Below are 26,954 nucleotides of genomic sequence, written 5' to 3'. Positions count from 1 at the left end.
CTTCCGATGAGTTGATGGAGGGGGAAAACGCGTGTGGGGCGGGCCGCCTACGCGTGTGGCGCGGGACGGCCGAGCAGCCACAGCGCGCACGCCGACAGATACAGCGCGGCGGCGCCGCAGCACAGGGCGAGCGCGTCGCCCGGGCCCGGCGGCAGGTCGAGGAGCGTCAGCACCCCGGCACCGCCCGCCGCGGTGAGACAGACGACCGCCGACGGCCAGGCCACCCCGAACGCCTGGAGCAGCAGGGCGATCCACAGGGCCGCCCCGAGCGACAGCAGCGCGGCGGGTCCGACGCCGATGAGCAGGGCCGCCGGCCACAGCGGCAGCAGGTAGCCGAGCAGACAGAGCGCGAGGACGCCGGTCGAGCGCAGCAGGAACTCCGTCGGTGTCGCGGTGGCGCGCAGTGCAGCCACCGACAGACCGCGGTACCGGTACAGCAGCCACTCGGCCGGCCCCATGCTGACGGTCAGCACGATCACCGCGTACGGCTCCTCGCGCGCCTCCAGCAGCACCAGCACCCCGGCCGCCAGTCCGAACAGGCCGTAGGGAAGGGACGCCAGTGCGGGCGGCCGGGCCGCGCCGGACACGGCGGGTGTGGCGAGGGGTCCCCTGAGCGCCCGAGCGGTCGCGGCGAGCGTCCCCAGCAGGGCCAGCGCCGGCAGCCCGGCCCTCGCCAGGTCGCCCGGCTCCCACCAGGGCAGTACGACGGCCCCGGCGACCAGCGGGGAGAGCGCGGCCAGCAGCAGCCGCTCGCGGGCCAGCACCAGCAGCACCCCGGCCGCCGCCAGGTACAGCGACTGCGCGGCCGCCGTCAGGAGCACCGGCATGCCGTCGGCGAGCGGCGCGGCCGCCGCGGTGGCCAGTACGGCCCCCATGGGCGCGCCGGCCAGCAGAGTACGGCCCCCTTCCCCTCGTCCGGTCGCCAACCGCAGGTGGGCGCGGTGACCGAGCGCCTGACCCCAGGCCCAGGAGACCAGCCCCGCCACGATCAGCGCGGGGGCGTGCTCCCCGGCGTTCCACAGCGGCGCGGTGAGCAGGTACGCGAGGCCCGGCAGGGCGAACAGCACCCCCCGCAGCAGACAGCGCGCGGTGTCCGGACGCCATGGGTCGGCCGCCGGGGCCGGTTCCGGGAAGGTCCGCGGCACCAGCTCGAACAGCGCGGCGGCCAACGAGAACAGGTTCGGGTGGCCGTACCGCTCCCTGATCGTCGACGCCGACAGGCCCTCCACCTCCAGGATCGCGGCCACCTCGTAGGGGTGGACGGCGGGCCCGATCCGATCGGCGAGTTCGGCGGCGAGCCGGCTCACCGCCTCGTCGTCGGGACCGAGCCAGGGCAACCGGATGGTGAGTGTGGAGTCGTCGGCGGCCCAGCGCGGCCGACGGCGTGGCGGCTGGATGTCGGAAAGCCGCAACATCAGCGTGTCCTGCTCGGAACCGCTGGGCTCGAGGAATATCGGCCCGCTCATCCGGCGACCGCGACGACGGGCTCCGCCAGGACCGGTGTGCACTCGAACTCCCGCTCCAGTGTGGGCAGTTCGAGATAGATCGCGCGGAAGGTGTCGACGGTCTGACGCAGCGTGAACTGCTCGATCACCCGCAGCCGCGCCGCCTCGCCCATTCCCCGGCGCCGCGCCGGGTCGCCCAGCAGTTCCAGCGCCGCCGCGGCCATCGACGCGGGATCGCGCGGTGGCACGACGAATCCGGTGGAGCCGACCGCCTCCCGCACTCCGCCCACGTCGGTGGAGACGGTCGCCCGCCCGCACGACATGGCCTCGATCAGGGTGAACGGGAAGCCCTCGCTGATGCTGGACAGCATCACCACGTTGCCGGCCGCGTAGGCGTCCCGGATGTCGTCGACGCGCCCCTCGAAGGTCACCGCGTCCCCGTGTCCGAGCTCGGCCGCCAGCGCCTCGCAGCGCTCCCGGTAGGCCTCGCCGCCGCGTGGTGTACCGCCGAACAACCGCAGCCGGGTGTGCGGGAGTTGAGCCCGTACCAGCGCGAAGGCGCGGATCAGGGTCTCCAGGTCCTTGATCGGGTCGACCCGGCCCGCCCAGCTGAGAGTGAGCGCCTGCGGCTCGGGTCCGGCGGGGGGAAAGGCCGTCGGGTCCACGCCGTTGTACACCGTGCGGATCGACTCCGGCGCCGCGCCGCCCTGTTCCTCCCACAGCCGGTTGTACCGGTTGCCGGGGGTGATCAGGGCGGCCCGGCGGTAGCTCTCCTGCGCCAGCAGCCGGAAGAAGCCCAGCACGACCGCCTTCACCGGCCAGCGGTAGGGCGCGATGCGGTAGCCCAGGTAGCGCTCGCGCAGATAGACGCCGTGCTCGGTCAACAGCAGGGGCACGCCGTGCTGATCGAGTGCCGCAAGGCCCGGCAGGACGGCGAGACCCCCGCTGACCGCGTGTGCGACACCGGTGCGCGGGAGCGGTACGGCCAGCGGGCGCAGGGCGTGTTCCAGGAGGGCGGTCGCGGTGAGCGCGTCGTGCAGGCTCGGGGCGGCCTCGCGCACGGCCAGTCCCGGCCGGTTCCACACCGAGCAGAGGATCGCGATCGCCTGGTCGCCGCGCAGGAAGGGACTGAGCGTCCTGCCCGCCGCCGCCCGGGCCAGCACGTACAGGGCGTGCGGGAAACGGGCCTCGGTGCGCGGGTCGAGCAGGGCGGTGAGGAACTCCTCGTAGGCGTCGCCCAGTCGGGCGCGGGCGCGGCCCCGGGGCGCTCGGCCCTCGGGCGGGTCGCCCCACATGGGGACGGACCGGACCCGCGAGACATGCGTGGGCAGCCCCCAGACGATCGGTTCGCGTCCGGTGCCGGTGACGGCGATGACGTTGAACTCGAAGTCGGGCATGCCCTGGACGAGCTGGTCGCACCAGACGCTCACGCCGCCGTGACTGTGCGGGTAGGTGCCTTCGGTGAGCAGGGTGACGCGCGCCCGGCTGGGGCGTCGCGCGTCGTGGGGAACGTGCATCAATGGGCTCCACGGCCGAGGTGTGGGGGTGGTTCTCGCCCGGTGCGCCCCCGGTGAGGGGCGCACCGTTCGGTCCTGTGCGTGGGTCGGTGCGCCGTTCAGTCGGACGCGGTGCCCGCAACCTGCTCGATGACGCCCGCGGGGACACGGGTGTCCGGGGCGGGCTCCGTCGCCGTGAGACTCCCGGAGGTCGCGGCGGCCGTGGCCGTGGCGGAGGCCGGGAGAGTGAGCGTGATCGGGAGGCCGACGGAGGGATTCCAGCCGGAGAGCCTGCCCGCGTACGCCGTCCCGAAGGCGGCGCCGCCCATGGTGGTCCCGGTCGGCAGGGAAGTGCTGACGGCCACCCCGAACGGTCCCTGGACGGTGACCGCGTTGCCGATGCGGTAGGCGGTCACCTGGCCGGCCTTGAGGGCGTTCTGCCATGCCGCCCTGCGCTGGAGTTCGATGCCGATGTCCTCCATCCGCAGGTTCACCACGGGGGTGTTGTCCGCGAACAGGGCGCGGTAGCCGTCGAGGACGCCGTTGAGGACCGGGTAGGCGAGGCGGTCCTCGGTGAGGTTCGACTGGTGGATGAAGTGCGGCTTGGGGTCGCCCGAGAGCAGGTGCCCGAGCGCGGCGCGGGTCTCCAGCGGCACGATGCGGTCGGCGTAGCCGGTGGCCGTGTTCAGCGGTGCCGACAGGCAGGTGGTGGTGGCCGGGTTGTCCTCGCAGATGCCGCTGCCGCCCTGGGCGCGCTTGGTGTAGATCCAGTTGTACTCGTCGACCTGCTCGGCCGCGCGGCCCGCGTTGTAGAAGACGTTCACGGGGTAGCGCGGGACGGTGAGGGCGGGGCCGAGCTGACGCTGGGCGGGCTCACGGGAGTTGTCCGAGCCGAGCGAGGTGATGCCGTTCAGGCTGAGGGCCGTGGCCAGGTTGGGGTTGTCGACCGGCTGCTGCGGCAGCACCTTCATGCCGGAGTGCTCGCCGGTGACCAACTCCTTGTTGTTCAGCGGGAGTCCGGCGGTCTGGCCCCAGGTGCGGTTCTGGGCGATCTCGGTGGAGATGTCGGCCAGAGGGACCCACTTGGTGGTGCCGTTGGCGTTGGTGTCGCACTTCCACGGCACCACGGTGATGTTCTGCACACAGCCCAGGAAGGCGTGGGTGTAGGTGTGGTTGATCCAGCGGAACTGGGTCTTCTTGGCGAGGAGCGCGTCGGCCAGCAGGTCCACGCCGTTGTTGTCGGCGCGCTGGTCGACGGTGCCGACCGCGTTGTAGGCCAGGTCCAGGGTGACGCCCTGCCGGGTCTGCCAGTCGGTGGCGAAGGTGACGTCCGCGGCGTTCATACGGATCGGGTCCGGGGTGGCGTTCGGGTCGGTGCAGTCGACGTCGCCGGGCGTGCAGTTGAGGGTGCTGTTCCAGCGGTCGTCGGACGCGAACACGTCGTCCACGTGCACGGCGAAGTAGTTGCGGGTGGCCCCGAGGTGGACCCCGCCGGTCATCCACTCCACGATGCCGCGGGCCAGCAGCCGGAACTGCTGCTGGTTGTGGTTGTAGACGAAGGTGACGACGAGCTCGCGCCGTCCGTCGTGCCGGTACTCGCCCACCAGTGAGCCCCGTGTCGACTTCCCGGGGATCGGGGCGTCCACGTACGACGTGAAGTCGGCGCCCGCTGCGGGTGTCGACAGGTATGCGTAACTCTCGTTCACCGCCGGGTCGTTGTCCTCGAAGGGGACCGGGCCGTCGAGGTAGCCGAAGGGGCCTGCCCGGCCGGCGGTGGTCACCGCGGCCCGTACGCCGTCGAGGCGGCCGGAGTAGCCGCCCTGGGCGGCGTCCTGCAGTCCCGCCTCGGGGCGCGCGTAGGTGTATGCGTCGACCTGCGGGATCCCGTACGTCCGCTCGTAGGCGGCGAGCGCCGCCATCTCCGCCGAACCGGCCACGAACGGGTTGTCGTTGGGCAGCACGACGGCCTGGAACTTGGCGCGCGGCCGGCCGAGCACGGTGTCCGAGAGGAAGGCCGCGTTGATCACCTGTCTGCCGGCCACGCCGAGGTCTATCTCGGTGTACGGCGTGCCTGCGGTGTCGAGTTCCGCCGTGATGGCGTCGGTCGCCGGTCCTCCGTCGCTCACCACGAGGACCCGCAGGTCCACTCGGGGCGGGATGTCGTCGGCGTGTGCCGTACCGGCGGGGAGGCCGAGCGCAGCGATGAGCGCGCCCGCCGTCAGTGCGGCAGTGCGTGTGGTCCGCTTCATGCGGTGAAGTTCCCTCTCCAGGCGGGGGGTGAGTACGGCTCTCTGGGAGCGGACGTACTCCCTCGCGGGACGCCGGCATCCCACTCAGGGGCCAGTCGTCACCGCGTCAGTGGCGTCAACATAGTGGAGAGCCTGTGTGTCTCTCATGGTCATCCTGTGAAAGGTGACGGAAAACCATAGGTGTTCACCAGGTCGGCCAGGCAACCAATTCGACTGTTATCGCGTCAGGGGTGCCGTTGGGGCCGGATAGGCGTGAGGGATTCAACCAATGGTCAGCGCCCTTTTCTATGGGCTGGCGAGCCCGGTGGCCCGCCAGTCGAATGCCTATGGTCCGTACCATAAAAAGAGCGTCTGGAACCGGCTGAATATCAGCCTCGCGCTTTCACGAAGCGGGCCGTCCGGCCGGCGGGGGCCTCTTTCGCCCTGTGTCTTCGCAGGTGGGGAGGGTGTGGATGGTGGCGTCTGAGCCTTGGTGGGCGTGGCTTGAAGCAATCCGGCTTCCCTCTGAGCGAGGGGGTGCCGTCCATTTGTAGTTTTTGTATAAACGCGGACCCCAGACTACTCAACAAATTCACATTGGGGGCCGGAAAGAAGACGACGCCTTGCAGATCTGTCATGCTCGCAAGCCCCGGCGGAGGTGGTGGTGACCTCGATTGCGGAAAGCCTGGGATCGCCTGCGTCCGCTGCGCGTATGACGGCGGAGCGACTCGCGGACCTCGCCGTGCGGCGTCCTCGACGACTCCGGTGGCGCTCGCGTTCAGGAGGGCGTGGCCTCCCTCGCTCTCTACGCCGAGCCGGCCCGCCGTAACCTCCAGGCGTCGGGCGTCATCCCGCAGATCTCCGTGATCATGGGCCCGTGCACGGGCGGCGCCGCCTTGGTCTGAGCTGCACGGATTTGTCACACACGTTTGTCATGTACGGACAACAGTAGAGCTCCGCCTTATAACCCCGGGACAGGTCGGCAGAGACCGGCGGGGGATATCGTCGGAGGACCGCCTTGACCGAGCGGTAGGAGCAGCCCGCATGGATCCATTCGCCTTCGTCCCTCACCGACTGGCAGATTTTCTGCGCCCCCATCTCGACGACATAGCCGTCGAAGTGGCACGCGAGGTGCAGTTTCAGGTGCCCGAGTACGCACGGCCCGCCGACGACGCGTACGTGCGGACCATCAGAGCCGGAGTCAACCAGGCGTTGACCCTCTTCGTGGACCGCATCGCAGGCGTCGGCCGGAGCGGGGAGCGCGTCGTTCACACGTACCAGGAGATCGGGCGAGGTGAAGTCGGCGAAGGACGCGGCCTCGAAGTGCTCCAGGCCGCGCTCAGGCTCGGCGGGCGGGCCGCTTGGCGGCGCATGATGAAGGCCGCCGACGAACTCGAACTGGACTCCGGCGAGGTGGCCGCACTTGCGGACGCGGCCTTCACCCACATGCACGAGATCATGCAGGCGGCCACCGAAGGCCACACCGAGGCCCGGCTGCGCAGCATCGGAGAGTTACAACGCCGCCGCAAGCGCCTGCTGGACCTGCTGTTCGCCGATCCGCCGCCCTCCGCGGAAGCGGTCGAGGAACTCGCCCGCGCCGCGCGCTGGCCCATGCCGCAGCGGGTCGCCGTCATCGCGGTGGGTGGGACCGGGCAGGAGAGCGACGAACTGCTGCTGCCCGCCGGAGTGCTGACCGACCTGACCGCCCGCCCGGCCCGGCTGGTCATCCCGGACCCGGACACGACCGGCCCCTCGCACGGGCGCGCCCTCGCCCCGGCGCTCCAGGGCCGGTCCGCCGCGGTCGGGCCGACGGTTCCGCTCGCCCAGATCACGGACTCACTGCGCTGGGCGGCCCGCGCCCTGTCGCTCATGCGGCGCGGTGTCCTGCCCGGCGAGGGCGTGATCCGGTGCGCCGACCACCTCTCGACGCTGCTCCTGTACGCGGACGAGCCGCTGGTCCGGGCGCTGTCGCACCGGGTTCTCGCCCCGCTGGCCGGCATTCCCGCGCCGCAGCGCGACCGGCTTGCGGAGACGCTGCTGGCGTGGCTGCAGAGCGAGAGCAGTGTCGGGGGCACCGCCCAGCGGCTGCACATCCATCCGCAGACCGTGCGGTACCGGATGCGGCAGCTGGAGAAACTGTTCGGCGAGACCCTGCAGGATTCGGAGACCCGTTTCGAGCTGGAAGTGGCCCTGCGGGCCGGCGCGGCCTCCGGGCCACCTCGCGAACACACCCGGCCGGCACCGGAGTCCGCCCGCCCTTCGGCTTCTCCCTCACGCTCGACCGACGGCTGAACCCAACTCACCCACCCCCCCCCCCGTGTGCAACGCCGTCGATGCCCTGAGGGCTCTTGACGTCCCTGAGGGGACGACGTCGGGACCAAGGACGACCTGCTGCTACGAGGCGATCTGGCAGTCGGTCCTGGAGGCCGGCCGACAGGCCGGGACCTTCACGGTCGGTGACCGGCACCTCACGCGCCTGCATCTGCTGGATCTGTGCACCGGCGTGATGCGGTGGTACCGCCCGGACGGCGAGCACTCGCTCGACAGCATCGTCGATCACGTGGTCGACACGTCCTTGCTCGTGGTCGAGGCCCACCGGGGGAGTCACAGGCTGCGGGCGGCCGACCTCCCACAGACCGCGCCGATGTCGCCCGTGTCTCTCGACGAGGTGGCCGACCGCCGAAGGAGTGCTTCATGATCATCGATGCGCGCGTGCGCCTCCCGCACGACAAGCGCCCACACCAGGATGTCGCCCCCCGAGAGGCTGGTCGCCGGCTACCAGGCGGCCCTCGGAGTCGCCGACACGGCGCTCGCGGGTGTCAGCGAGTTGCTGGCGGAGCTCGAGGTCGCCGATGCGTGCGCGGTGGTGCATGCCGAGTACGAGTGGGGTGCCCCGGCGGACGCCCTCAACGAAGCGGTCGCCGAACTCGTGGCTGATCAACCCGCGCGGCTGACCGGGGTCGGCACGGTCTCCCAACAGCGGCTGGAGGTTCCCCGGGTGTTGCGTCAGCTCGACCGGATCGCCGACCTCGGGCTCGTGGGCGTGGGCGTCCGGCCGGCGTTCTTCGACATGGCGATCGACGACCGACGGCTGTACCCGGTCTATGGCTCTGCAAGACGGGTTCGACGAGCGGATGAGGGTCGGTGAGGACGTAGACCTGTGCTGGCGGCTGATCGAGAGCGGCTGGCGAGTGCGCTACGAACCGGCTGTCGAGGCGGCTCACGAACACCGGGCCCGAGTCCACGACTGGTTCCTGCGCAAGGCGGCGTACGGAACGGGCGCCCACCCGCTGGCCGAGCGCCACCCCCGGTTCATCGCCCCCGCAGTGTTCGCCCCGTGGAGCACCGCGCTGGTGCTCGCGCTGCTCGCCCAGCGCCGGTGGTCACTGCCCGCCGCCGGAGCCGTCTTCGGGATCACGGCCGTCAGGATCGCCCGCAGGCTCTCCGGCACCCAGGACCCGTACCGGATGGCGCTGCGGCTCACGGCACCGTCACGTCCCTGTCCCAAGCCTCCGCCCTGCTGACCCGGCACTGGTGGCCGCTCACCGCGGTCGGCTGCACCGCATCGCGCCGTATCCGCAGAGCGGCGGCGGTCGCCGCCCTGACCGACATCGCACTCGAACACCGTCGCGACCGCGCCTCCCTGGACCTGATCCGCTACGCCATCGCACGATGCCTCGACGACCTCGCCTACGGGGCCGGAGTGTGGCTCCGCCGTCAAGGGCCGCTCCACCGCGGCCCTGCGTCCCCGCGTCGTCCGCACCGACGACCGCGGGAAGCCCGCCCGATGAGCCGGACCGACGTGATCGTGGTCGGGGCAGGTGCCGCCGGTGCGACGCTGGCCGCGCGGCTCAGTGAGGACAGCGACCGCAGGGTGCTGCTACTGGAGGCCGGACCGATTCCGGCCGACCCGTACCGGGTTCCCGCTGAACTGCTGGACGCACGCCTCGTCCCCGGCGCCCAGCCAGGCCACCCGGCGGTTCGGGCCTTCCCCGCCCACTTGACACCCGGACGCCCTCACACCGTGGTCCGCGGCCGGTACCTCGGCGGTTCGACGACCGTCAACGGCGGCTACTTCATCCGTGCCCGGCGCGAGGACTTCGACCGCTGGGCGGCGGCCGGCAATCCCGCTTGGGTCTACGAGCGGATCCTGCCGTCTCTCCGCGCGATGGAGACCGACCTCGACTTCGGAGCCGGCGACCTGCACGGCGCCGACGGCCCGGTGCTCGTCCGCCGCGGAGAACTCGAGCATCCCGCTGCGGCGGCGTTCGCCGTCGCGGCACAGGAGCTGGGGTTCCCCCCACGAGCCGGACAAGAACGCCCAGAGCACGCCGGGCTTCGGTCCGGTGCCGTCGAACGCCGTCGACGGTGTGCGGCTCAACACGGGCGTCAGCTGCCTGCGGGCCGCCCTCGACCGCCCGAACCTGACCGTCGACCATCCCCAGGCGCTGTTGGAGTGGGCCCCGCGGCGGGACCTCGGCGAACCCACCGACTCCTGGCTGGGCGGCTGCCTGCACCTGTCCTCCTCCGACGGCCCCCACCTCGGTGACCTGGAAATTCTTCAGTCATTGGCTCCGATGGCAGCGCTGGTCGGCGGAACCGTGGCTGACAGGCGAACTCGTCGCGCACGCCGTACGCCACGATCTGCGCTGAGCCGATCAGTGGTGTGCGATGTCGACGGCTTTCAACGGACGTTCGGGAACAGGGCGCGAGTGCGGTCGGGGTCAGGCGAGACGAAGACGCCGTCTGCGGTGACCACGACGACCGACGGGTCCTCCTCGGTGCTGATCGACCCGTCCACGAAGATCTTGCGGCCCTCGGTGCCCGTGACCCGCGCGTAGACCCGCAGGGGTGCCTCCAGGGGGACGGGTCGGTGGTAGCGCACCTGTAGGGAGACCGTCATGCCGGGCATTCCGGCGGCGGCGCAGGCCCAGCCCATCAGTTCGTCCAGCAACATGGCGCTCATGCCACCGTGCCCGTAACCGGGCGGTCCTTCGTGGGCGATCCCGAGGGTGCAGCGACCGACGACGCCATCACCGTCCCGAGTCACCTCCATGGGCGGAGCGAGGGGGCTGCCGGCTCCGGTGACGGGGCTGTACATGCGTACCCCTCCGGGGAACCGGTCCACGGCCGGGATCTCCGCTCGTACGCGTCGGCGGCCCGTCAACTGCCCGGTCAGCCGGCGCACGCCGTCCGTCACGCGGTGCAGGACTTCGGTCGAGGCCGCGGTGCGTACGGTGGCGTCCACCAGTGCTCGCAGTTCGTGGCCGAGACCGGCGATCGCCGCCCGTTGGAGGTCCAGTTCCTCTCCTGTCGGTCGTACGGGGTCGGGGTTCGTCGCGGGGGATTCGGTGGCTACTACGTTCATCAGGTTTCTCGGTCGGGGCGTAGTGGGTCGTGGTCGCGACGCCGTCAGCGGTCGGCGCGGACGAAGACGGGCTTGAGGTGCTTCTCGGGCAGGGCGTCGGGGAGTTGTTCCCAGTCGAAGACGTGGGAGACGACCCGCGCCGGGTCGACCTTGCCCGAGCGGGCGAGGTCGAGGGCGTCGGGGATGTGGTTGCGGACGTTGTCGCGGGCGACGCGCAGGGTGACGCCGGTGAGGTACATGTCGAGGAGGGGCAGTTCGCCGGGGCGGAAGTGGTTGCCGGCGGACTCGCAGATGCCTTCCGGGGCAAGGGACTTGACGGCCAGGGCGAGCTGTTCGACGCGGCCGGTGGCCTCCACGGCGATGTCGAAGCCGTGCCGGACCGGTTCAAGCGTCTCGGCGGTGGCGGCACCGTAGCCCCGGGCGATCTCGCGGTGTCTGGGGTCGGGGTCGACGTACAGGACGTCGGAGGCGCCGAGTGCGCGGGCGATGTCGCACACGTACAGGCCGATGCTGCCGCGGGCGACGACCAGGACGCTGGCGCCGGGCCTGTTCTTCAGGTGGGGTGCGACCAGGCGCCAGGACAGGGACCAGTTGTCGCTGGCCGAGGCCATGGCGACCGGGTCGAGGCCCTCGGGCAGGGGGACGAGCATCGCGTCGGCGAAGGGCACCCGGACCAGGTCGGAGAAGAGACCGCCCCAACTGCCGCCGATCGGCGCGCCGTACATGGCCATGTGGGGTACGGCGGTGCAGTGGGCGGTGAGTCCGGCTCGGCAGTGGTCGCACGCCCCGCAGTTGATGGACCACGGGACGACGACGAGATCGCCGGGGACCACGGTCGTCACGGTGTCGCCGACGTCGACGACCCGGGCGACGCACTCGTGGCCGAGGGCGAACGGCGGGTCGATGAAACCGTGTCCGGCCAGGATCGCGGAGTCCACGTCGCAGGAGGTGGCCGCGACGGGCGCGACGACGGCCTCCTGGTCGGACTGGAGCTTGGGGTCGGGTGCCTCGCGCCATTCGACGGTGCGGCGGGCGACGTAGGTCAGTTCACGCATCGGTGCGCTGCCCCTTCGCCAGGGCGACGAGGTCGGCGTAGCGGATGACGGAGCCGCCCGCGCCCCAGGTGCCGTCGGGCTGTTCGTGCACGAGCACCCACACCCACAGCGCGTCGTCCGGGGTGAGTCCGGCGGCGGCCAGCACGGTCTTCGTCGCGTCCTCGACCAGGCCCGCCTTGCGGCGCTCGGACAGCGCGCCCTGCGGGACGGTGACGTCCACGAGGAAGCGGGGTGCGTCGTCCTCGGCGGTGACCTGCGCCCCTTCGGGCAGCTCGACCAGGTAGCTCCATGCCTGGGCCCGGAAGAACGCGGTGTCGGGTGCCCCCTCCCAGCGCAGCAGTACGGCAGCCAGGTCGCGCTGGACGGTCTTACGGCCCTCCTCGGTCAGCGAAGCGGGCGGGACGGTGAGCCGGATCATCGGCATGACGGAATCTTTCCCTTCAGCGGGCGCACGGTCTATGACGACCGTTATAACCGGGGTTCAAGCTAGACTATGACGAGCGTTATATCCAGAGGGGAGTGCAGCCTTGGCCAAATCCAGCGCGCCGTCGCGCGAGCGCATCGTGGCAGGCGCGGCCGACATGATCAGCAGGCGCGGCCTGAGCGCCACGAGCATCCGGGACCTGGCCAAACACGCCAAGGCCCCGCTCGGCTCGACGTACCACTACTTCCCCGAGGGCAAGCAGCAGTTGGCCACCGAGGCGGTGCGGTATGCAGGCGGAGCGGTCGCCCGCATCCTGCGCGCTGAGCTGCGTGCGGGCGGCCCGGTCGCCGGCCTGCAGGCTTTTCTGGGCCTGTGGCGCGGCATCGTCGTCGAGAGCGACTTCCGCGCCGGCTGTCCCGTGCTGGCCGTCTCCGTCGAGGAACCGCCGGCCGACGAGACCCCGCCCGCCCTCGCCGCCGCCGCTGAGGCGTTCGAGGGCTGGGAGCGGCTGCTCGCCGAGTCGCTGGGGGAGCGCGGGGTGGCCCGCGATCAGGCCGAGGGTCTCGCGGCCCTCATCGTGGCATCGGTCGAGGGTGCCACCGCGATGTGCCGCGCCAAGCGCGGCGCGCAGCCCCTGGATCAGGTCGCGCAGCAGCTCGAAGCGCTGATCGTCGGCGCGATCGACCGTCCGGCCTGACGGTGGGGGAGCGGCTCCGGGGCTCAGCCCTCGATCGCCGCGCGGATCGCCTTGGCCTTCTCCTCGGTGAACACCCCGCTGTCGAGGAGGGAGAGGACGGAGAGCACGCCGCCGCTGGAGCCCCAGCTGCCCTCGTCGATGGCCCGGAAGTTGACCCACCAGGCCGGCGACGGCTCCGGCAATCCGCAGGCTTCGGCCAGTGCGGCCAGGAGGCGCTCGATGACCTCGGCCCGGACCTCCCGGCGCCAGTCCCCGTCCATGACCGCCACGTCGATCACCATGACGTCGAGCCCCGGACCGCTGTCCGCCAGCAGACGGCCGCCGATGGCCATCATGTCGGGCTCGCGCTCCACGAAGTGCACCTGGAACCCGACCCGCGCGGCCGGCGCGAACTGGCCGACCTCCGGGACGAGCACTGCGTCCGTCAGCGTCTCGGCCAGCACGCGGCGCTCCTCGAGGCCCAGGCGTCCCTTTGGGGTGTTCACGGTGATGACGGTCACGACTGCCTCCTATGACGAGTGTTATAACGTGACTCTACATCAGATCTATAACGAGTGTTCTACTCGCTTGGTGAGGTACGGCTCGGGTCACTGGTGTCGTACGCCGAGGCGTGGGTCTCTGCTGGGCCGAGTACTCAGTGCCTGGCGCGAACCCGGGCCCTCGGCCGTCAAGAGGGCGTTGTGAGCGGCTGCGTTCACGCGCCGGCGATCGACCTCGCGCGGTACGACGTCACGGTCAACGCCCTCGCCCCGAGCGTCGTGCGTACCCCGACCACGCTCCGCGAACTCGACGATGACTTCTTCGCGCATCACGTGCAGCTGCAGAACCCCGCCTTCAGCACCGGCCAGGTCATCTTCGTCGACGGCGGACTGATCCACCGCTGACAGTGGTCGAACGACCTCCGCTGGCCCCGGCTCGCGGCACGGACGGCGGGGCAGACCGAGGCGATCGCGCGCATGGAGGAACAGCACCACCGGCTCGAAGAGCTGGTCACGCAGGTGACGGGCGCGCTGGACGGACTGGCCGCCGACCCCCGGCAGCCCCTCTGTGAGCAGGTGGCGGCGCAACTCAGCGAATTGGGCTCGGTGTTGAACGCGCACATGGACGAGGAGGAGAACACCATCCTGCCGTTGGCCGCCGAATGTCTGAGCGTCGCCGAATGGGAGGAACTCGGCGAGGTCAGCCTGGCGAAGCTGGACAAGAAGCATCTGCTGCGCGCCTTCAGCGCGTTGATGGCAGTGGCGACTCCTGAAGAGCAGCGAACGCTTCTCACCAAGGCGCCACTGCCCGCCCGCCTCCTGTGGCGCCTTTCCGGCCGCCGCTCGCACGCCCGTTGGGAGGCCCGCCTGTACAGGGCGTGAGCCGGATGACCGGACCCGTGATCCACGAGCACTCCACAGGACGCAACGTTCAGTGCCTGAATGTCCCCTTTTGGTTGGAAGCCGTCGATGCGGGCACTCGGCGATGGACGTGACGACCCGGGAGGTGCTCGTGGCAGTTCGGCATCGGTTGGTCAAGGCGAGTCCATGGACGGTGTGGGCCGTCCTGTCGGACGGCGACCGCTACACGGAGTGGGTGGTGGGAACCTCGGCGTCACGGGAGAAGCGGGGTCGGTGGCCGGAGGTGGGCGCCGCGCTCTCCTACGAGGTCCGGCTCGGCCCGCTCCGCCTGACCAACGAGACGGTCGTACGGCGGTCCGAGGAGCCGAGCGTTCTGGAGTTGGAGGCGAAGGCGGGCACGGTCGGGACGGCGCGGATCGCGTTCGAGCTGCGCCCCTGGGGCGAGCAGTGTCTGGTCATCGTGGACGAACATCCGCTGCGCGGCATCGGCGGACTGCTGCACAACGCGGCCGCGGAGGTCGTCATCCAGCTCCGGCACCGTGCCGTGCTGGCCCGCCTCGCCCGTATCTGCGAGACGGAAGAGCAGATCACCGAGGCCGGAAACGCGGTCTCGGCGCGAGCAGTGCGGGGAACAGCGCCAGGGATCCCGTAATGGGTCAGGGCCCGCGCCCTCAGTCGACCGCGGCCGGCACTGGTGTCATCGTAGGGGGCGGTCGTGCAGGCGGCGGGAGGACCGCACGCCAAAGAAGGCGATGTCGGCCACCACGATCACGATGCCGATGATCAAGAGATAGAACAGGCCGTCCGCCACCGCGCCGATGAGTCCCAGGACGACGGCCACGAGGAGCAGGAACAGGAAGATCGCCATCGGGGTGCATCTCCTCTGCCGGGGTTTCGGGTGTCAGCGGCGCGCGAGCTGTCGTTCGCCGGCCGCGCCCGGCTGATAGGTCATGTCGTAATGGTGGAAGATCGCTTCTTCCTGCTCGGCGGGCAGGATGTCGTCGGTGCCGATGGCGGGGGCCTTCTTCACCAGCGCCTTGGAGTGCGCGACCTTGACGTAGTCCGGTCCCAGAATCGCCTGGTCGAGGGGGACGAAGACGAGACGGTGTCGAGTGGGCAGCCCGGTGCGGACGGTGGCCATGGCCGGCTGGTCGGTGGCGGTGTCGACGTAGATCGCCTCCAGCGAGCCGATCCTGTGCCCCTTCGGGTCCACGACGTCATGGTCGCGCCACTCGCGGACATCGGCTGAACGGATCTCCGGCATCAGGCGTTCACGTCCTTCGTGTCCGGTTCTGCTGGTGGTCGGTCTCGTGGGATTCGGCGGTTCTTCCCTCCGCCTTCCGAAGTCGGCCGATTTCATGGTCCCGGGTACCCCCATTTTAACCGCCTATCCAATGTGGGAGGGTTTTGGATTTGCGCGTGGTTCGGAGGTCGAAAAAACATGGTTCCCCTGCTTCTCGTCAAAAGGATCCCGGATCCCACGGGGGAGTGAAACCGGGGACGTTGGGCACCCCAACGAAGGCGGTCACGGAAACCGCCGCGAACGACGCACGGAAAAAGGAGGAATGGCGGGGCACTCCCTGCTGCCCTCCGTTTACCCGAGGAGTCCGACCCCACGCACGCCCTGAGCACCGCGGCCCCGCGAACGAGGCCGGCTGTCAAGCGGTGGACGATCCGGGCACGAGACCGCTGCGGAGTTTGGTCAGGGTGCGGGTCAGCAGGCGGGAGATGTGCATCTGGGACACGTTCAGCTCGCGGCCGATGTCCGCCTGGGTCATCTCCTGGCCGAAGCGCATCTCGATGATGGCCCGCTCCCGGTCGTCGAGCCGTTGCAGCAGGGGGCCGAGCGAGTACAGGTCCTCGAACAGGTCCAGGGCCGGGTCGACGTCGCCCATCGTGTCCGCGTATGTCGGCGCGCTGTCGGCTTCGTCGTCGCCGCCCGGGGTGTCGATGGAGCCGGCGATGTAGCCGTTGGCGGCCACGAGGCCCTCGATGACCTCGTCGTCGGTCCGCTCCAGGTCGGCCGCGAGTTCCTTGACCGTGGGCGCGCGGCCCAGCGTGGTGGTGAGTGTCTCCTTGCTCTTGGCGAGCTCGACGCGCAGCTCCTGCAGGCGTCGTGGGACGTGGACGGCCCAGGTGGTGTCGCGGAAGAAGCGTTTGATCTCGCCGACGATGTAGGGGATCGCGAACGAGGTGAACTCGACCCGACGGCTCAGGTCGAACCGGTCGATGGCCTTGATCAGACCGATCGTCCCGACCTGGATGATGTCCTCCATCTCGCCGCTGCCCCGGTTGCGGAAGCGGCGAGCCGCGAAGGACACCAGGGACACGTTCATCTCGATCAGCGTGTTGCGGGCGTACTGGTACTCGGGGGTGCCCTCCTCCAGCGTCTGCAGCCGGTCCAGGAACAGCTTGGACAGCACGCGCGCGTCCTTGGGGGCGACCTTGCTCCCGTCCTCGATCCACGGCAGGTCATCCATGACGTCGGGTGTTTTCGTGCTGACAGCGGTCGGTTCGCGGGCGTTCACGGAAAAGGTCACGGTGCCGCCTTAGCTGGAAAGCAAGAGAAGCGTCTCCTGCCCCGTCCGGCCGCATACATGTCCGGACAGTACGAGTCCTGACGGTCGGTTCGCTGGACGGCCCGGGGCGTTGCCACGCGCGTCGTGCAGCCACAGCAGGGTGGTTCGACCGCCGCGAGGCTCCTCGCCGCTTCCGGCGCGAGAAGCGGGCGCTGCGGGCGGGCTTTACGCGGCGGACTTGGTGCGGCGCAGCGGGGCACCGGCCTGGTGGAGACTGCGCAGCGCCTGCCCGTAGGAAGCGGCCAGGCTGGTTTGCAGGTAGGCGACGCCCAGTTCCTCGCAGTAGCGACGGACGATGACCTGCGCCTTGCGCAGATTGGGGCTCGGCATGCTCGGGAAGAGATGGTGCTCGATCTGGTAGTTCAGGCCGCCCAGCGCGACGTCGGTGAACCAGCCACCGCGCACATTGCGGGAGGTGAGGACCTGGCGGCGCAGGAAGTCCGGGCGGTCCTTGCCGGTGAGAACCGGCATGCCCTTGTGGTTGGGGGCGAAGATCGAGCCCAGGTACAGCCCGAAGAGGCCCTGGTGGACGGCGAGGAAGACGACCGCCATACCGGGCGGCAGCACCAGGAACAACACGGTGAGATAGCAGGCCAAGTGCCCGAAGAGCAGGACCCCCTCCGCGAACCGGTTCCTGAGCGAGCGGTCTGCCAGCGCCCGGACACCTGCCACATGCAGGTTGAAGCTCTCCAAGGTGAGAAGGGGGAAGAACAGGAAAGCCTGCGCACGGCCGATCAGCCGGGGCAGTCCCCTGGCGGCGCCGGCCTGGGCCCGCGTCCAGACCAGCAGGTCGGGGACGATGTCGGGGTCGAGCTGCTCGTGGTTGGGGTTGGCATGGTGGCGGGTGTGCTTCTCCTGCCACCAGCCGAACCCCATACCGATCCCGGCGTTCGCGGCGATGCGTCCGTACCTCTCGCTCGCCCTGCGCAGCCGGAACACCTGACGGTGGGCGATGTCGTGGGTCACCAGGGCGACCTGGCCGAAAGCCACGGCGAGCAGCGCCGCGACCGCCAGGGTCCACCAGCTGGCGCCGATCAGGACGAAGGCGGCCCATCCGCCCGCGTACAGGGCGGCCACCGCGGTGATACGGGCGGTGTAGTAGCCGGGGCGGCGGCCCATCAGACCGCTGTCGGCGATCGCCCTCGACAGCCGGGCGAAGTCACTGCCAGGGCTATGTGCAGGATGGACCGGGGAATCAGTGATGATCACGGACGCGACCCTTTCGGTGGATGCCCGGGCAGTGCGCTCCGGAGTTCACTCCACGCAGCCGTCGGCGGGATCACGGCCGAGTCGCCTCCGCGGGGAGGCGGCCATCGAGGCCTGCGAGAAACTTGGCTTTGCTCGGTTACCCCGGAAACGGCTTCCCGAACATCCGTCCCGCCTCCTGTACATCTGCGGGTACGAGACCGGAGCGCCGGGACTACTGGCCTTCGCCTTCTGCGGTCAGGGCGAAGGCCAGCAGTGCCGTCGTCGTGAAGTCCAGTGCGGGTTCCACGGTCTGCCAGGCGCCCACGTCGTCGACGTACCGCGAACCCTTGCCGTCGAAGTCGGTCCAGGCTCCTGACGGCGGGGCGGCCGTGCACTTCTTCATGGTCGGGAAGCCGTTCAACTCCTCCAGCTTCGAGGCGGCGTTGGGGCCGTTGACCACGGCGCCCCGCAGGATGGCGCCCTTGCCGTCGTTGCTGCCCCTGAGGTTGGCCAGCTGGTGTTCCGGGCAGTGCGGGTAGACCTCGCCCGTGCCGATCATGAAGCTGGTTCCCCAGGGGTTGGCGCCGAGGGCCCAGCCGCGCTGCCGGCCGGCGAAGGCCGCGTAGCGCGTGTCCCCGGTCGCCTTGGCGTAGAGGCGGGCGGTGGCCACCAGCCCGAAGGTGTGCGGTACGGCGTCGAAGTCGTCGTAGACAGCGCCTGCACGGAAGGGGTCGTGCCCGGCGCGGGTGACTCCGTCCTCCAACTGGCGGCGCAGGTCCTCGTACAGCTCCTCGGCCCCGATGCCGTTCGCCCGGGTTCCGTTCAGGACGGTGGCCAGGTCAGCGTGGGCCAGGGCGCTGACGTCTGCGACGCCGAGGGTGCCCTGAACGTCGGAGTCCAGATAGGCACTGGCCCAACCGGCCGCGGCGTCGGCCCAGTCGCCCTCCCGGTCGTCCCCGAGTTCCCGTGCGGCCAAGGCCAGTTCCGCACCGCCGAACTCCATGTCGTCCTGCCAGGAGTCCTCGGGATAGAAGGCGTCGGGGAACGCGGTGAGGAGGGGTTCGTCGGGGTCGGGCTCGGGGTCGGCCAGGTCGTAGACGGCGGCGGCCTTGTCCAGCCAGGCCTGGGCCTCCTCCGGGTCTGTGTCGGCCGCACGTTGTGCGGCGAGGGCGAAGACCGCGGCCACCCGGCCCGCCAGGTTGGGGCTGATCGGCTCGCCCGGGTCGGCCGCGCGGAACACCGGCCGGTGCTTGATCGTGTAGTCCGGGTCACCGGGGGACACATCGAGGCGGTCGTCGGCCTCCGGAAGCCGCCACACGTCGTGATCCGTCCGTACGGCGTCATTTCCCACGCCGACGCCGACCTGGGCGTAGAGGGTTTCGCGGTCCTCGTCCCACATGCTGTCCACCCAGTCCAGCCCGTGCGAGGCCTCGGCGGAGAGCTCGGTCATGTCCGGCAGGTCGCGCTCGGCGAGCAGGAGTTCGGCGACCGCGTAGGAGGTGGTGCCGGTGAACTTGAGGAAGTCCCCCGCGTCGAACCAGCCTCCGGAGACGTCGACCTGGTCGCCGGTCGGGGTCAGCTGCTCATCGAGGAGTTCGGTGCCCTCCTCGTCGTATTCCGGGTCGGCGTAGACCGTCGCGTCCTCGTCGGCCAGATGGGAAGGCCCGTGCTGCAAGGCACCGGGCAGCACGTCGGCTCCGTCGCGCTGCGCCTGGAGGAAACGGACGTTGTCGCGGACGAGCGGGGTCATCAGCTCGTCGGCGTCGGCGATCCGGAACGCGGGGGAGCGGCCGGCCGCGGTCCCGGTCAGGACGATGCGGTAGGTGCCGGGGGTGTTCAGCGCGGAGAGGTCGGCGGTGCGCACCGAGGGGTACTTGGCGTTCCAGCGGCCGGTGACGGCTCCGAGCCGCCCCGCCGTGACGACCTTGTTCTCGGCGTCGACGACCTTGAAGCGCGCTCCCGCGAGAACCGCCTTGGGCCCCATGACGTAGGCCTGCTTCGCCTCGCCGCGGACATAGCCGACCTGGTCGACCCGAATGGCCACCTTGGTCGAGGCAGGCCTGGTGTCGCCGCCGAAGGGCAGGCCGTGCAGGTTCACGGCGAGGAGCAGGGCGCCAAGTCCCGCGGCGGTGCCGACCAGCAGCCGAGGGGTGAGCGATGAGTTCATGCGCCCACTGTGCCGCGGCCTTCATGAGATGAGGATGAGGACGACGCGCGGGCCGGGTCCGTCGGCAGCCGAAGCTCGGCGAGCAGGCCGCCTCCGGGCGCGTCCGCGAGGCGAGCGGTGCCGTGATGCAGCTCGGCGACCCAGCGGGCGATGGCGAGCCCCGCCCCTGTTCCCGAAGCGGCTCCTGTTCCCGAGGCGGTTCCCGTTCCCGAGGTGGTTCCGGATGCGCCGGTGACACCCCGGGCGAAGACCCGCTCCCGGTCCGCGAGCGGCACACCCGCTCCATGATCGCGGACCGCGACGAGGCCCGGTGTGACGGTGACCTCCACCGGCGACCCGGCCGGGCCACCGTGCCGCTGAGCGTTCTCCACCAGGTTCCGTACCGCCTGGGCCAGCAGGTCGGGATCCCCGAGCACCACCACCGGCTCGGAACTCACCGTGACGCTCTCATGGTCCGGCAGCTCCTCGACCGTGGTCTCCACCAGCTGGTCGAGGCGCAGGGGCACCAGGTCGACCCGCTGCGCACCGGCCTCCATACGGGCCCTGGCGAGCAGCCCGGTGACCAGTCGGCTCAGCCGGTCCACCAGCCGCAGGGCCTCGTCGGACGAACCACCCCGCTCCACCACCAGCCGCAGCGTCGCCAACGGCGTACGCAGCTCATGCGCCGCTTCCGCCAGGAACTGCTCCTGTTGCCCCAGCCCACGCAGGGCGGGACGCATGGCCCGGCCGGACAGCAGGTGTCCGACGGCCGCCGCGCAGCAGACCAGGGCCGTGCAGCCGAGCGCCAGCCAGCGCACGAGGACGTCGTGATCGCGTTCGCTGCGTGCCAGCTCCGTGCCGACCAGCACGGCCGCCCCGATCCGGTCGCCGTCCCAGACCGGAGCAGCCGCCCACCTCAGCCGCCCGCCCTCGGAGGACGGGGCGCTGAGCAGGACGGTGTCCTGTTCCTCCAGGACTCTCTGCCAGACCTGGTCGAGCCGGTCCTGACCGGGCAGCGCCGAGCGCCCGGGAGCGACGTTGCGAACCGACGGCGACTCTCCCGGTATCGCCTGCAGGACGGCCGACACCTGTGCGCCCCGCGCGAGTTCGTCCTCGCGCAGCGGCTCCAGGTGCAGTGTCCCCGCGTCGAACCAGACCGCCCGCGACAGGCCGACGGCGCGGCTGCCGACCTCGTGGTCGAGGCCGGAACGGCGGGATCCGGCGTCGATACGGATGGCTACAGTGGCGAGTACGACGAGACAGGCGGCGGTCGTCGAGGCGAAGAGGAGGGTCATCAACCGGCGGGTACGCCGCAGCCGGGCCACAGCTGGTGAAGGGGAGTCCTGGCGGATCATGCCTGCGTCCCGTCGCCCAGCCGATAGCCGACGCCACGCACCGTCCCGATCGGATCGGGCGGCCCGAGCCGCCGCCGCAGCTGGCCGATCAGCACATCCACCACGTTGGACATCGGCTCGCTCGCCTCGTCCCAGCAGCTCTCGATCAGCTCGGTGCGCGTCACCACCTCGCCCGCGCGCAGCATGAGCACTTCCAGCACCGCGAACTCCTTGGCGGACAGGCTGAGCAGCACCCCGGCCCTGGACACCCGGCGCCGAGGCAGATCGACCTCCAGATCACCGGCCCGCAGCACCGGAAGTCGCGCGGGCTGCTCCCTGCGGCACAACGCACGCACCCGCACGACCAGTTCGGCGAAGGCGAAGGGCTTGACCAGGTAGTCGTCCGCCCCGTGCTCGAAGCCGGCCACCCGGTCGCTCACCGCGTCCAGCGCCGTCAGGAGCAGAAAGGGCAGCGCCGATCCCGTCCGCCGGTGTGCGGCGAGCAGTGTGAGCGAGTCGCCGTCCGGGACCGAGCGGTCGGCCACGACACAGTCGTAGCTGTTGACGGAGAGTTTGAGATCCGCTTCGGCCAGAGTCCGCGCGAGGTCCACCGCGAACCCCTCACCACGCAGCTGAGCAGCGACGACGGGTCCCAGTTCGGGGTCGTCCTCCAGGACCAATACGCGCATGGCCCGGAGCTTAGACGGTGTGGGCCGGGGCCCGTTGATCCACCGGACCCCGGCGCCGTGCACGGGGATCAGCTGCTGGGGACGGTGTCCTGGAACGTGGTGCCCGCGCTGCGGTACGCCGTCACCTTGGCGGTGACCTGGGCGGGCGTGAGGACCTGGTCCTTGACGTGCAGGACGTAGTCGACCTGCTGGTCGTACGCCCGCGCGGTGCTGCTGGTCAGGCCGCCGAAGTCGATCAGCCACTGGTTGAAGTTGATCGACATCGGCCGCTCCGGCAGGTACGCGGAGTCATGCGTGCCGAAGAGCCGGCCGTCGATGTAGTACTTGATGGTGCTGTTGTCGATGGTCAGCACCAGGTCGTGCCAGCCGGCGTAGCTCTGGCGGCTCTCGGTGTGCTGGTTGACCGCCACCCACGGGTCGGCCTGGTAGGTCTCCCAGGACGTCGTGTAGAGGATGTTCGACGGCTCGCCCCAGCCGCCGTTGGGCAGGTACTCGAAGTCGTACTCGGCGTAGTCGTCCGCCAGCGGGGCGGTGAGGTCGTTGATGGTGAAGAACGTCTGGACGAGGTGGTCGCCGTCCGGACCGTACTTGGGCGCGTCGTTGAACTTGACGCGGGCCGCGTAGGTGCCGTTCTTGAACTTCCTCGCCCGGGTGAGGATCTCGGTCTGTTCGGTGCTCGCTCCGGTGCCGGAGGTCGAGGTCTCCAGGTTCATGATGGAGTTGCCGCTCGTGGTGGCGAAGGTGACGTTCTCGGGTGCCCAGGTGGCGCCGGACACGCCGGGGCCGCCGGAGTTGGAGCGCACGCTCCAGCCGTTCGCCGAGATCTTCGGGTCGCTGTGGCTGCTGTAGTTGAAGTCGTCGAACAGCGTGGCGTCGTCCGTCGGAGGATCGGTCGGCGGATCGGTGGGCGGGTTCGTCGGGTCGTTGCCCGTGGGGGCCGTGCCCCACCGGGTGGTGCCGGACAGCTGGGCCGTGACCTTGGACCAGTCGCCGTACGAGGTCTGGGAGGCGCCGAAGGAGTAGTCGTCGCTCTGCTTCAGCGTCTGCCACGTCGACCGGTAGAAGCGCAGCTGCATGTCACTCGTGTCGGCGCCCGGGGCGAGCGAGCCGGCACCGGAGGTGAAGCCGATCTCCAGGTAGCGGTCGGCGGTGGCGGTCGGGTTGGCGAGTGTGCCGAAGGTGCCCGTGACGTTGGCGCAGCCCTTGACGGCCCAGGAGCAGGCGAAGCGGTAGGTCGCGCTCGCCGAGTCGGCCTTGAAGTAGTAGCGGATCTTGACGTTCGCGAGCTGCACGGTCGTCGTGCCGGTGTTCTTCACCTTGAACCAGGGTTCGGACTGGTCGGCGGTGGCTCCCGTGGCGCTCGTGCGGTACTGGACGCTCAGCCCGTCGCCGGCCGCGCTCGCGGTGGTCGGGAGTGCGGTGAGCGCGGCGGCGCCGAGGGCCACCGCGACGGCGGCGGATGCGGTGGCGCGCAGCCGGTTCTTGGTGAATCTCATGGTGGTTCCCTTCCAGAAAAGGTGGGGGTGATTCCCGGAATCGGATGGGGTCAGGGGTGGCGCCGGACGCCGAGCGCGTCGAGCCGGGCCGTGTGCCCGTCGAGGCGGGAGCGGAAGTCGGCCCAGTCCGTCGCGCCGCTCCAGCCGCGGTCGGCGAGGGCACACAGCCGCGGGTAGGTGAGGTACTCGATGTGGGCGGGCGTGGAGACGAACTCGGTCCATAGCTGGACCTGGGTGCCGAGCACCCGCCCGGCCGTCTCGATGTCGGCGTCCTCGGGCACGGGGTCATGGTCATGGACGGCGCGCAGGTCGACGACCGTTCCGGGCTGGGCCGGCGGCTCGTGCGGGTCGTCGGACTGGGCGTAGTCGAGGTAGGTGGCCCGGTGATACGCGCTGACCACGGGGTGGCCGCGACGGGCCGCCGCCAGGGTGTGGGACGGATCGCGCCAGGTCATCACGGTGAAGTCCAGGGGCAGTTCCGCGCCGGTCTCGGCCCAGCCGACCGGGTGGCGTCCGTTGCGGACCAGGAAGTCGCCGATCTGTCCGAGGAACCAGCCGTGCAGCGCCTCGGGGTTCGGCAGGCCCTCCGCCGCCGCCCGTTCGCGTGCGGCGACGCTGTGCGTCCACTCGGCGGTGGGGCACTCCTCGCCGCCGACGTGGATGTACGGCGAGGGGAAGACGTCCATGACCTCGTCGAGGACGGTTCGGCAGAAGTCGAGGACCTCGTCGTGGACGCCGAGAACGGTGTCGCACACGCCCCAGCGCGTCCAGACGTCGAGGGTGCGCTCCGGGTGGTTGCCCAGCTGGGGGTAGGCGGCGAGGGCGGCGCGTACATGTCCGGGCATCTCTATCTCCGGCATGACGGTGACGCCGCGCGCGGCCGCGTACCGGACCAGATCGGTGAGTTCGGCCCGCGTGTACGACCCGCCGTGCGGGACGCCGTCGTACGTGCCGCTGCCCGCCGGACCGATCTGTGACTCGGCGCGGTGGCCGCCGATCTCGGTGAGCTTGGGGTAGGCGGCGACGGGCATGCGCCAGCCCTGGTCGTCGGTGAGATGCAGATGGAACACGCTGATCTTGTGCAGGGCCAGCAGGTCGACGTACCGGCGCAGATAGGAGACGGGCTGGAAGTGGCGGGCCACGTCCAGCATCGCGCCGCGCCAGGGGTGATGCGGGACGTCGGTGATGTCGACGCACGGCAGCAGCCACCGCGTACCGGGCTGCGGGATCTCCGACAGGGCTTGTGGGGGCAGGAGTTGACGGATCGTCTGGATACCGCGCAGCAGGCCGGTGGGGTGCGCGGCGCGTAGCAGTACGGCGTGCGGGTCGACGATGAGGACGTATCCCTCTTCGCCGAGGCCGCCCAGGTCGCCGAGGCCGGGGTCGAGCGCCAGGGTGAACCGGCCGTCCGGGGAGGGGCGTAGGGACAGTCCGGTGGCGGGGGAGAGCAGGGTGCGCAGCAGTTCCGCGGCCGGTTCGGCTCCTGCGCCGATGTGCAGCGCGGTGTCGTCGTCGAGGGTGAAGTGGCCGGGCCGGAACGCGGCCTCCGTGGGACGCGGTACGAGTGGGGGCATGGATCATCTCCGGAACGGGGTCGTGTGGGTGGTCAGCCCTTGACCGCTCCGGCCGCGAAGCCGGAGGTGACGTGGCGCTGGAGCAGCAGGAACACCACAAGTGCCGGGACGGCGAAGAGAGTCGAGGCGGCCATGGTGGCGCCCCAGTCGGTGCCGAAGACGTTCTGGAACGAGGACAGCCACACGGGCAGGGTGCGGTTGTCCTGCTGCTTGATGATCAGGAAGTTGGCGTACGTGAACTCGTTCCAGGCCGTGATGTAGCCGAACAGCGAAGTGGCCATCAGACCTGATGCCAGCAGCGGGAACGCCACGTGCCGGAACGCGCCGAGCCGGGTGCAGCCGTCGACCTGGGCGGACTCCTCCAGCTCCGGGGGGATCGTGGCGATGAAGCCGCGCAGGACGATGACGGTGAAGGGCAGCGTCATCATGAAGTAGACGAGGGTCAGGGTCGGCAGTCGGTCGAGCATGTCGGTGTCCCGGGAGATGATGTAGACCGGGATGATCAGTGACTCCCAGGGCGCCATCTGGGCGATGAAGACCATGAGCATGAACTGCCGGCGCCCCTTCCACCTCATCCGGGCGACCGCGTAGGCGGCGCCGAGCGCGATGACGAGAGCGAGCAGGACGGCGCTCAGCGTGACGAGGATGCTGTTGCGCCAGAACAGGCCGAAGCCGGCGGCACCGACGGCGGTGCGGAAGTGGTCGAGCGTCCAACTCTCCGGAATGAACCGGGGGCTGTCGGACTGGATGTCGCGGGTCGGGGTGAACGCGGTGGCGACCATCCAGTAGACCGGGAACAGACAGACGACGACCGTGACGACGGCGGCGGCGTTGAGGGGCAGACGGCGGATGCGTCGGATGCGGGGCCGGGTGGTGACCGGGCGAGTCGTGCTCATGCGAGCTCGTCCTCCTGGCGGAACATCTGGCGGAAGTAGAAGACGAGCACGCCCGACATCAGCACGACGGTGACCATGGAAGCCGCCGACCCGAGGTCGTAGCGCTGGCTCGACAGCGCGGTCTGCACCGCGTACACGGGCAGGATCGTGGTCGCGTCGCCGGGCCCGCCGTTGGTCATCACCCAGATCTGGACGAACGCCTTGAACGTCCAGATCACTTCGAGCGAGAGCACGAGCATGAAGATCGGCCGGACCAGGGGGAAGGTGATGGAGCGGAAGATCCGCGGCCCCGACGCCCCGTCGAGCCGCGCCGACTCGTACAGCTCGGTGGGGACGGTGGTGAGGGCCGAGTACAGGGTGATCGCCGCGAAGGGCACGGACTGCCACACGACGAGTACGACCACGATGGCGAAGGCGGCCGGACCGTGCGCGAACCAGGGGTAGCGCTCGAAGGACTCGAAGCCCATCGCCGTCAGTGCCGCGTTGACGATGCCGAACTCCGAGTGGAACAGCCACTGGAAGACGGTGGTCGCCGAGACGACGGGCATCGCCCAGGTCAGCACGAGCGCGCTGAGGACGGCGGTGCGGCCGAACCGGCCTAGGCGCTCGATCATCAGCGCGACCAGCGTGGACAGCACCATGATCAGGACGACGTCGACCGCCATGAAGAGGAAGGTGCGGCGCACGACCTCCCAGAAGCGGCCGTCGCCCAGCAGCGTCTCGTAGTTCTTGAACCCGACGAACTGTGCGTCGCCCAGGATGAGTTGGCGCAGTCCGAAGTCCTGGAGCGAGATCACCACGGCACGGACCAGGGGGTACACGAGCAGGTAGAGCGTGCCGAGGACGGCGGGCGCGATCAGGACGTACGGCCAGATCCCACGGCCTGCGATCCTCGACGGGCGGCGCGGTCCCGGGCCGGGGGAGCGCCGGGGCGGCCCGGTGCCGATCGATGGACGACGGGCGGTCTGTTCTCGGACGGCGGCCGACACGGCGCTCCTC

At 70.4% G+C, this 26,954-nt stretch carries 25 protein-coding genes and 3 pseudogenes; 10 read left to right on the top strand and 18 right to left on the bottom strand.

Features of this window, described 5'->3' with window-relative positions:
* Window positions 1–47: 47 nt before the first annotated feature.
* From ABZ725_RS47985 to ABZ725_RS47975, 3 genes are all read right to left on the bottom strand, one after another.
* A complete protein-coding gene (locus ABZ725_RS47985) occupies window positions 48–1,466 on the bottom strand; it encodes a hypothetical protein (RefSeq protein ID WP_358808679.1) in 1,419 nt (472 codons plus the stop codon).
* Complete coding sequence (gene pelF / locus ABZ725_RS47980) at window positions 1,463–2,962, bottom strand: GT4 family glycosyltransferase PelF (RefSeq protein ID WP_358808678.1); 1,500 nt, start codon at window positions 2,960–2,962, stop codon at window positions 1,463–1,465. The genes ABZ725_RS47985 and pelF overlap by 4 nt, the downstream gene beginning before the upstream one ends.
* 98 nt (window positions 2,963–3,060) lie before the next feature.
* The gene (locus tag ABZ725_RS47975; protein ID WP_358808677.1) at window positions 3,061–5,190 is read right to left on the bottom strand and encodes a hypothetical protein; all 2,130 of its coding nucleotides are present in this window, start codon (window positions 5,188–5,190) and stop codon (window positions 3,061–3,063) included.
* A 728-nt stretch (window positions 5,191–5,918) separates the two neighbouring features.
* Between ABZ725_RS47975 and ABZ725_RS47970 the strand changes: the two are divergent.
* The 6 genes and pseudogenes from ABZ725_RS47970 to ABZ725_RS47945 form a co-directional block, all read left to right on the top strand.
* Window positions 5,919–6,065 (top strand): annotated as a pseudogene (locus tag ABZ725_RS47970) (carboxyl transferase domain-containing protein); the annotation flags it as partial.
* A 148-nt stretch (window positions 6,066–6,213) separates the two neighbouring features.
* Window positions 6,214–7,461 carry a helix-turn-helix domain-containing protein gene (locus ABZ725_RS47965; RefSeq protein WP_358808676.1) on the top strand — a complete coding sequence of 416 codons (1,248 nt, stop codon included), beginning with the start codon at window positions 6,214–6,216 and terminating at the stop codon, window positions 7,459–7,461.
* A 25-nt stretch (window positions 7,462–7,486) separates the two neighbouring features.
* Window positions 7,487–7,867, top strand: coding sequence for a hypothetical protein (locus ABZ725_RS47960; RefSeq protein WP_358808675.1), 381 nt, complete (start codon window positions 7,487–7,489; stop codon window positions 7,865–7,867).
* Window positions 7,868–7,915: 48 nt separating this feature from the next.
* Window positions 7,916–8,317, top strand: coding sequence for a hypothetical protein (locus tag ABZ725_RS47955; RefSeq protein ID WP_358808674.1), 402 nt, complete (start codon window positions 7,916–7,918; stop codon window positions 8,315–8,317).
* Window positions 8,223–8,693, top strand: a pseudogene (locus tag ABZ725_RS47950) (hypothetical protein); the annotation flags it as partial. The gene ABZ725_RS47955 and the pseudogene ABZ725_RS47950, both read left to right, overlap by 95 nt.
* A 263-nt stretch (window positions 8,694–8,956) precedes the next feature.
* Window positions 8,957–9,718, top strand: a complete 762-nt coding sequence (locus tag ABZ725_RS47945) for a GMC family oxidoreductase N-terminal domain-containing protein (protein ID WP_358808673.1) — start codon at window positions 8,957–8,959, stop codon at window positions 9,716–9,718.
* A 135-nt stretch (window positions 9,719–9,853) separates the two neighbouring features.
* Here the strand turns inward: ABZ725_RS47945 and ABZ725_RS47940 are convergent, their stop codons facing one another.
* Genes ABZ725_RS47940 through ABZ725_RS47930 form a run of 3 tightly spaced genes read right to left on the bottom strand, consistent with a single transcriptional unit; the run spans window position 9,854 to window position 12,016 of the window.
* Window positions 9,854–10,537: a PaaI family thioesterase gene (locus ABZ725_RS47940; RefSeq protein ID WP_358808672.1), complete on the bottom strand. Its 684-nt coding sequence runs from the start codon at window positions 10,535–10,537 to the stop codon at window positions 9,854–9,856.
* Window positions 10,538–10,581: 44 nt separating this feature from the next.
* Window positions 10,582–11,592 carry an alcohol dehydrogenase catalytic domain-containing protein gene (locus ABZ725_RS47935; RefSeq protein WP_358808671.1) on the bottom strand — a complete coding sequence of 337 codons (1,011 nt, stop codon included), beginning with the start codon at window positions 11,590–11,592 and terminating at the stop codon, window positions 10,582–10,584.
* Window positions 11,585–12,016, bottom strand: coding sequence for a tautomerase family protein (locus ABZ725_RS47930; RefSeq protein WP_358808670.1), 432 nt, complete (start codon window positions 12,014–12,016; stop codon window positions 11,585–11,587). The genes ABZ725_RS47935 and ABZ725_RS47930 overlap by 8 nt, the downstream gene beginning before the upstream one ends.
* A gap of 103 nt (window positions 12,017–12,119) precedes the next feature.
* On the opposite strand from ABZ725_RS47930, the gene ABZ725_RS47925 reads away from it, so the two are divergent.
* Window positions 12,120–12,713, top strand: coding sequence for a TetR/AcrR family transcriptional regulator (locus ABZ725_RS47925; protein ID WP_358808669.1), 594 nt, complete (start codon window positions 12,120–12,122; stop codon window positions 12,711–12,713).
* Window positions 12,714–12,736: 23 nt separating this feature from the next.
* On the opposite strand, the gene ABZ725_RS47920 is transcribed toward ABZ725_RS47925, so the two are convergent.
* Window positions 12,737–13,213: a tautomerase enzyme gene (locus ABZ725_RS47920; RefSeq protein ID WP_358808668.1), complete on the bottom strand. Its 477-nt coding sequence runs from the start codon at window positions 13,211–13,213 to the stop codon at window positions 12,737–12,739.
* A gap of 180 nt (window positions 13,214–13,393) precedes the next feature.
* Between ABZ725_RS47920 and ABZ725_RS47915 the strand changes: the two genes are divergently transcribed.
* The 3 genes and pseudogenes from ABZ725_RS47915 to ABZ725_RS47905 all read left to right on the top strand — a co-directional run bounded on the left by ABZ725_RS47915 (window position 13,394) and on the right by ABZ725_RS47905 (window position 14,705).
* Window positions 13,394–13,597, top strand: coding sequence for a hypothetical protein (locus ABZ725_RS47915; protein ID WP_358808667.1), 204 nt, complete (start codon window positions 13,394–13,396; stop codon window positions 13,595–13,597).
* Between the two features lie 33 nt (window positions 13,598–13,630).
* A pseudogene (locus tag ABZ725_RS47910) lies at window positions 13,631–14,074 on the top strand (hemerythrin domain-containing protein); the annotation flags it as partial.
* A gap of 130 nt (window positions 14,075–14,204) precedes the next feature.
* Entirely contained in the window at window positions 14,205–14,705 is a 501-nt protein-coding gene (locus tag ABZ725_RS47905; protein ID WP_358808666.1) for an SRPBCC family protein, read from the top strand.
* A 45-nt stretch (window positions 14,706–14,750) separates the two neighbouring features.
* Here ABZ725_RS47905 and ABZ725_RS47900 read toward each other — a convergent pair whose 3' ends face one another.
* The 11 genes from ABZ725_RS47900 to ABZ725_RS47850 form a co-directional block, all read right to left on the bottom strand.
* Complete coding sequence (locus ABZ725_RS47900; RefSeq protein WP_358808665.1) at window positions 14,751–14,921, bottom strand: hypothetical protein; 171 nt, start codon at window positions 14,919–14,921, stop codon at window positions 14,751–14,753.
* Between the two features lie 33 nt (window positions 14,922–14,954).
* Window positions 14,955–15,317 (bottom strand): PRC-barrel domain-containing protein, encoded by a 363-nt coding sequence (locus ABZ725_RS47895; protein ID WP_358808664.1) that lies wholly within the window; start codon window positions 15,315–15,317, stop codon window positions 14,955–14,957.
* A 394-nt stretch (window positions 15,318–15,711) separates the two neighbouring features.
* A complete protein-coding gene (locus ABZ725_RS47890; RefSeq protein ID WP_358808720.1) occupies window positions 15,712–16,533 on the bottom strand; it encodes an RNA polymerase sigma factor SigF in 822 nt (273 codons plus the stop codon).
* 264 nt (window positions 16,534–16,797) lie between these two features.
* Window positions 16,798–17,838, bottom strand: a complete 1,041-nt coding sequence (locus ABZ725_RS47885) for an acyl-CoA desaturase (RefSeq protein ID WP_358808719.1) — start codon at window positions 17,836–17,838, stop codon at window positions 16,798–16,800.
* A gap of 214 nt (window positions 17,839–18,052) precedes the next feature.
* On the bottom strand, window positions 18,053–19,987 hold the full coding sequence (locus tag ABZ725_RS47880) for a glycoside hydrolase family 9 protein (RefSeq protein WP_358808663.1): 1,935 nt from the start codon (window positions 19,985–19,987) through the stop codon (window positions 18,053–18,055).
* Complete coding sequence (locus ABZ725_RS47875; RefSeq protein WP_358808662.1) at window positions 19,984–21,321, bottom strand: HAMP domain-containing sensor histidine kinase; 1,338 nt, start codon at window positions 21,319–21,321, stop codon at window positions 19,984–19,986. Before ABZ725_RS47875 ends, ABZ725_RS47880 begins: the two co-directional genes overlap by 4 nt.
* Window positions 21,318–21,989, bottom strand: coding sequence for a response regulator transcription factor (locus tag ABZ725_RS47870; protein WP_358808661.1), 672 nt, complete (start codon window positions 21,987–21,989; stop codon window positions 21,318–21,320). Before ABZ725_RS47870 ends, ABZ725_RS47875 begins: the two co-directional genes overlap by 4 nt.
* Before the next feature lie 68 nt (window positions 21,990–22,057).
* Window positions 22,058–23,485, bottom strand: a complete 1,428-nt coding sequence (locus ABZ725_RS47865; RefSeq protein ID WP_358808660.1) for a cellulose binding domain-containing protein — start codon at window positions 23,483–23,485, stop codon at window positions 22,058–22,060.
* A 50-nt stretch (window positions 23,486–23,535) separates the two neighbouring features.
* Window positions 23,536–25,059, bottom strand: coding sequence for a beta-N-acetylhexosaminidase (locus tag ABZ725_RS47860; RefSeq protein WP_358808659.1), 1,524 nt, complete (start codon window positions 25,057–25,059; stop codon window positions 23,536–23,538).
* Between the two features lie 32 nt (window positions 25,060–25,091).
* Window positions 25,092–25,955: a carbohydrate ABC transporter permease gene (locus ABZ725_RS47855; RefSeq protein WP_358808658.1), complete on the bottom strand. Its 864-nt coding sequence runs from the start codon at window positions 25,953–25,955 to the stop codon at window positions 25,092–25,094.
* Window positions 25,952–26,944, bottom strand: coding sequence for a sugar ABC transporter permease (locus ABZ725_RS47850; RefSeq protein WP_358808657.1), 993 nt, complete (start codon window positions 26,942–26,944; stop codon window positions 25,952–25,954). The genes ABZ725_RS47855 and ABZ725_RS47850 overlap by 4 nt, the downstream gene beginning before the upstream one ends.
* Window positions 26,945–26,954: the final 10 nt, after the last annotated feature.

The organism is Streptomyces sp. NPDC006872 (assembly GCF_040635845.1).
Lineage (GTDB): Bacteria > Actinomycetota > Actinomycetes > Streptomycetales > Streptomycetaceae > Streptomyces.
The sequence above is the reverse complement of the archived record's forward strand: the minus strand, read 5'-3'. Positions and strand labels throughout refer to the sequence as shown.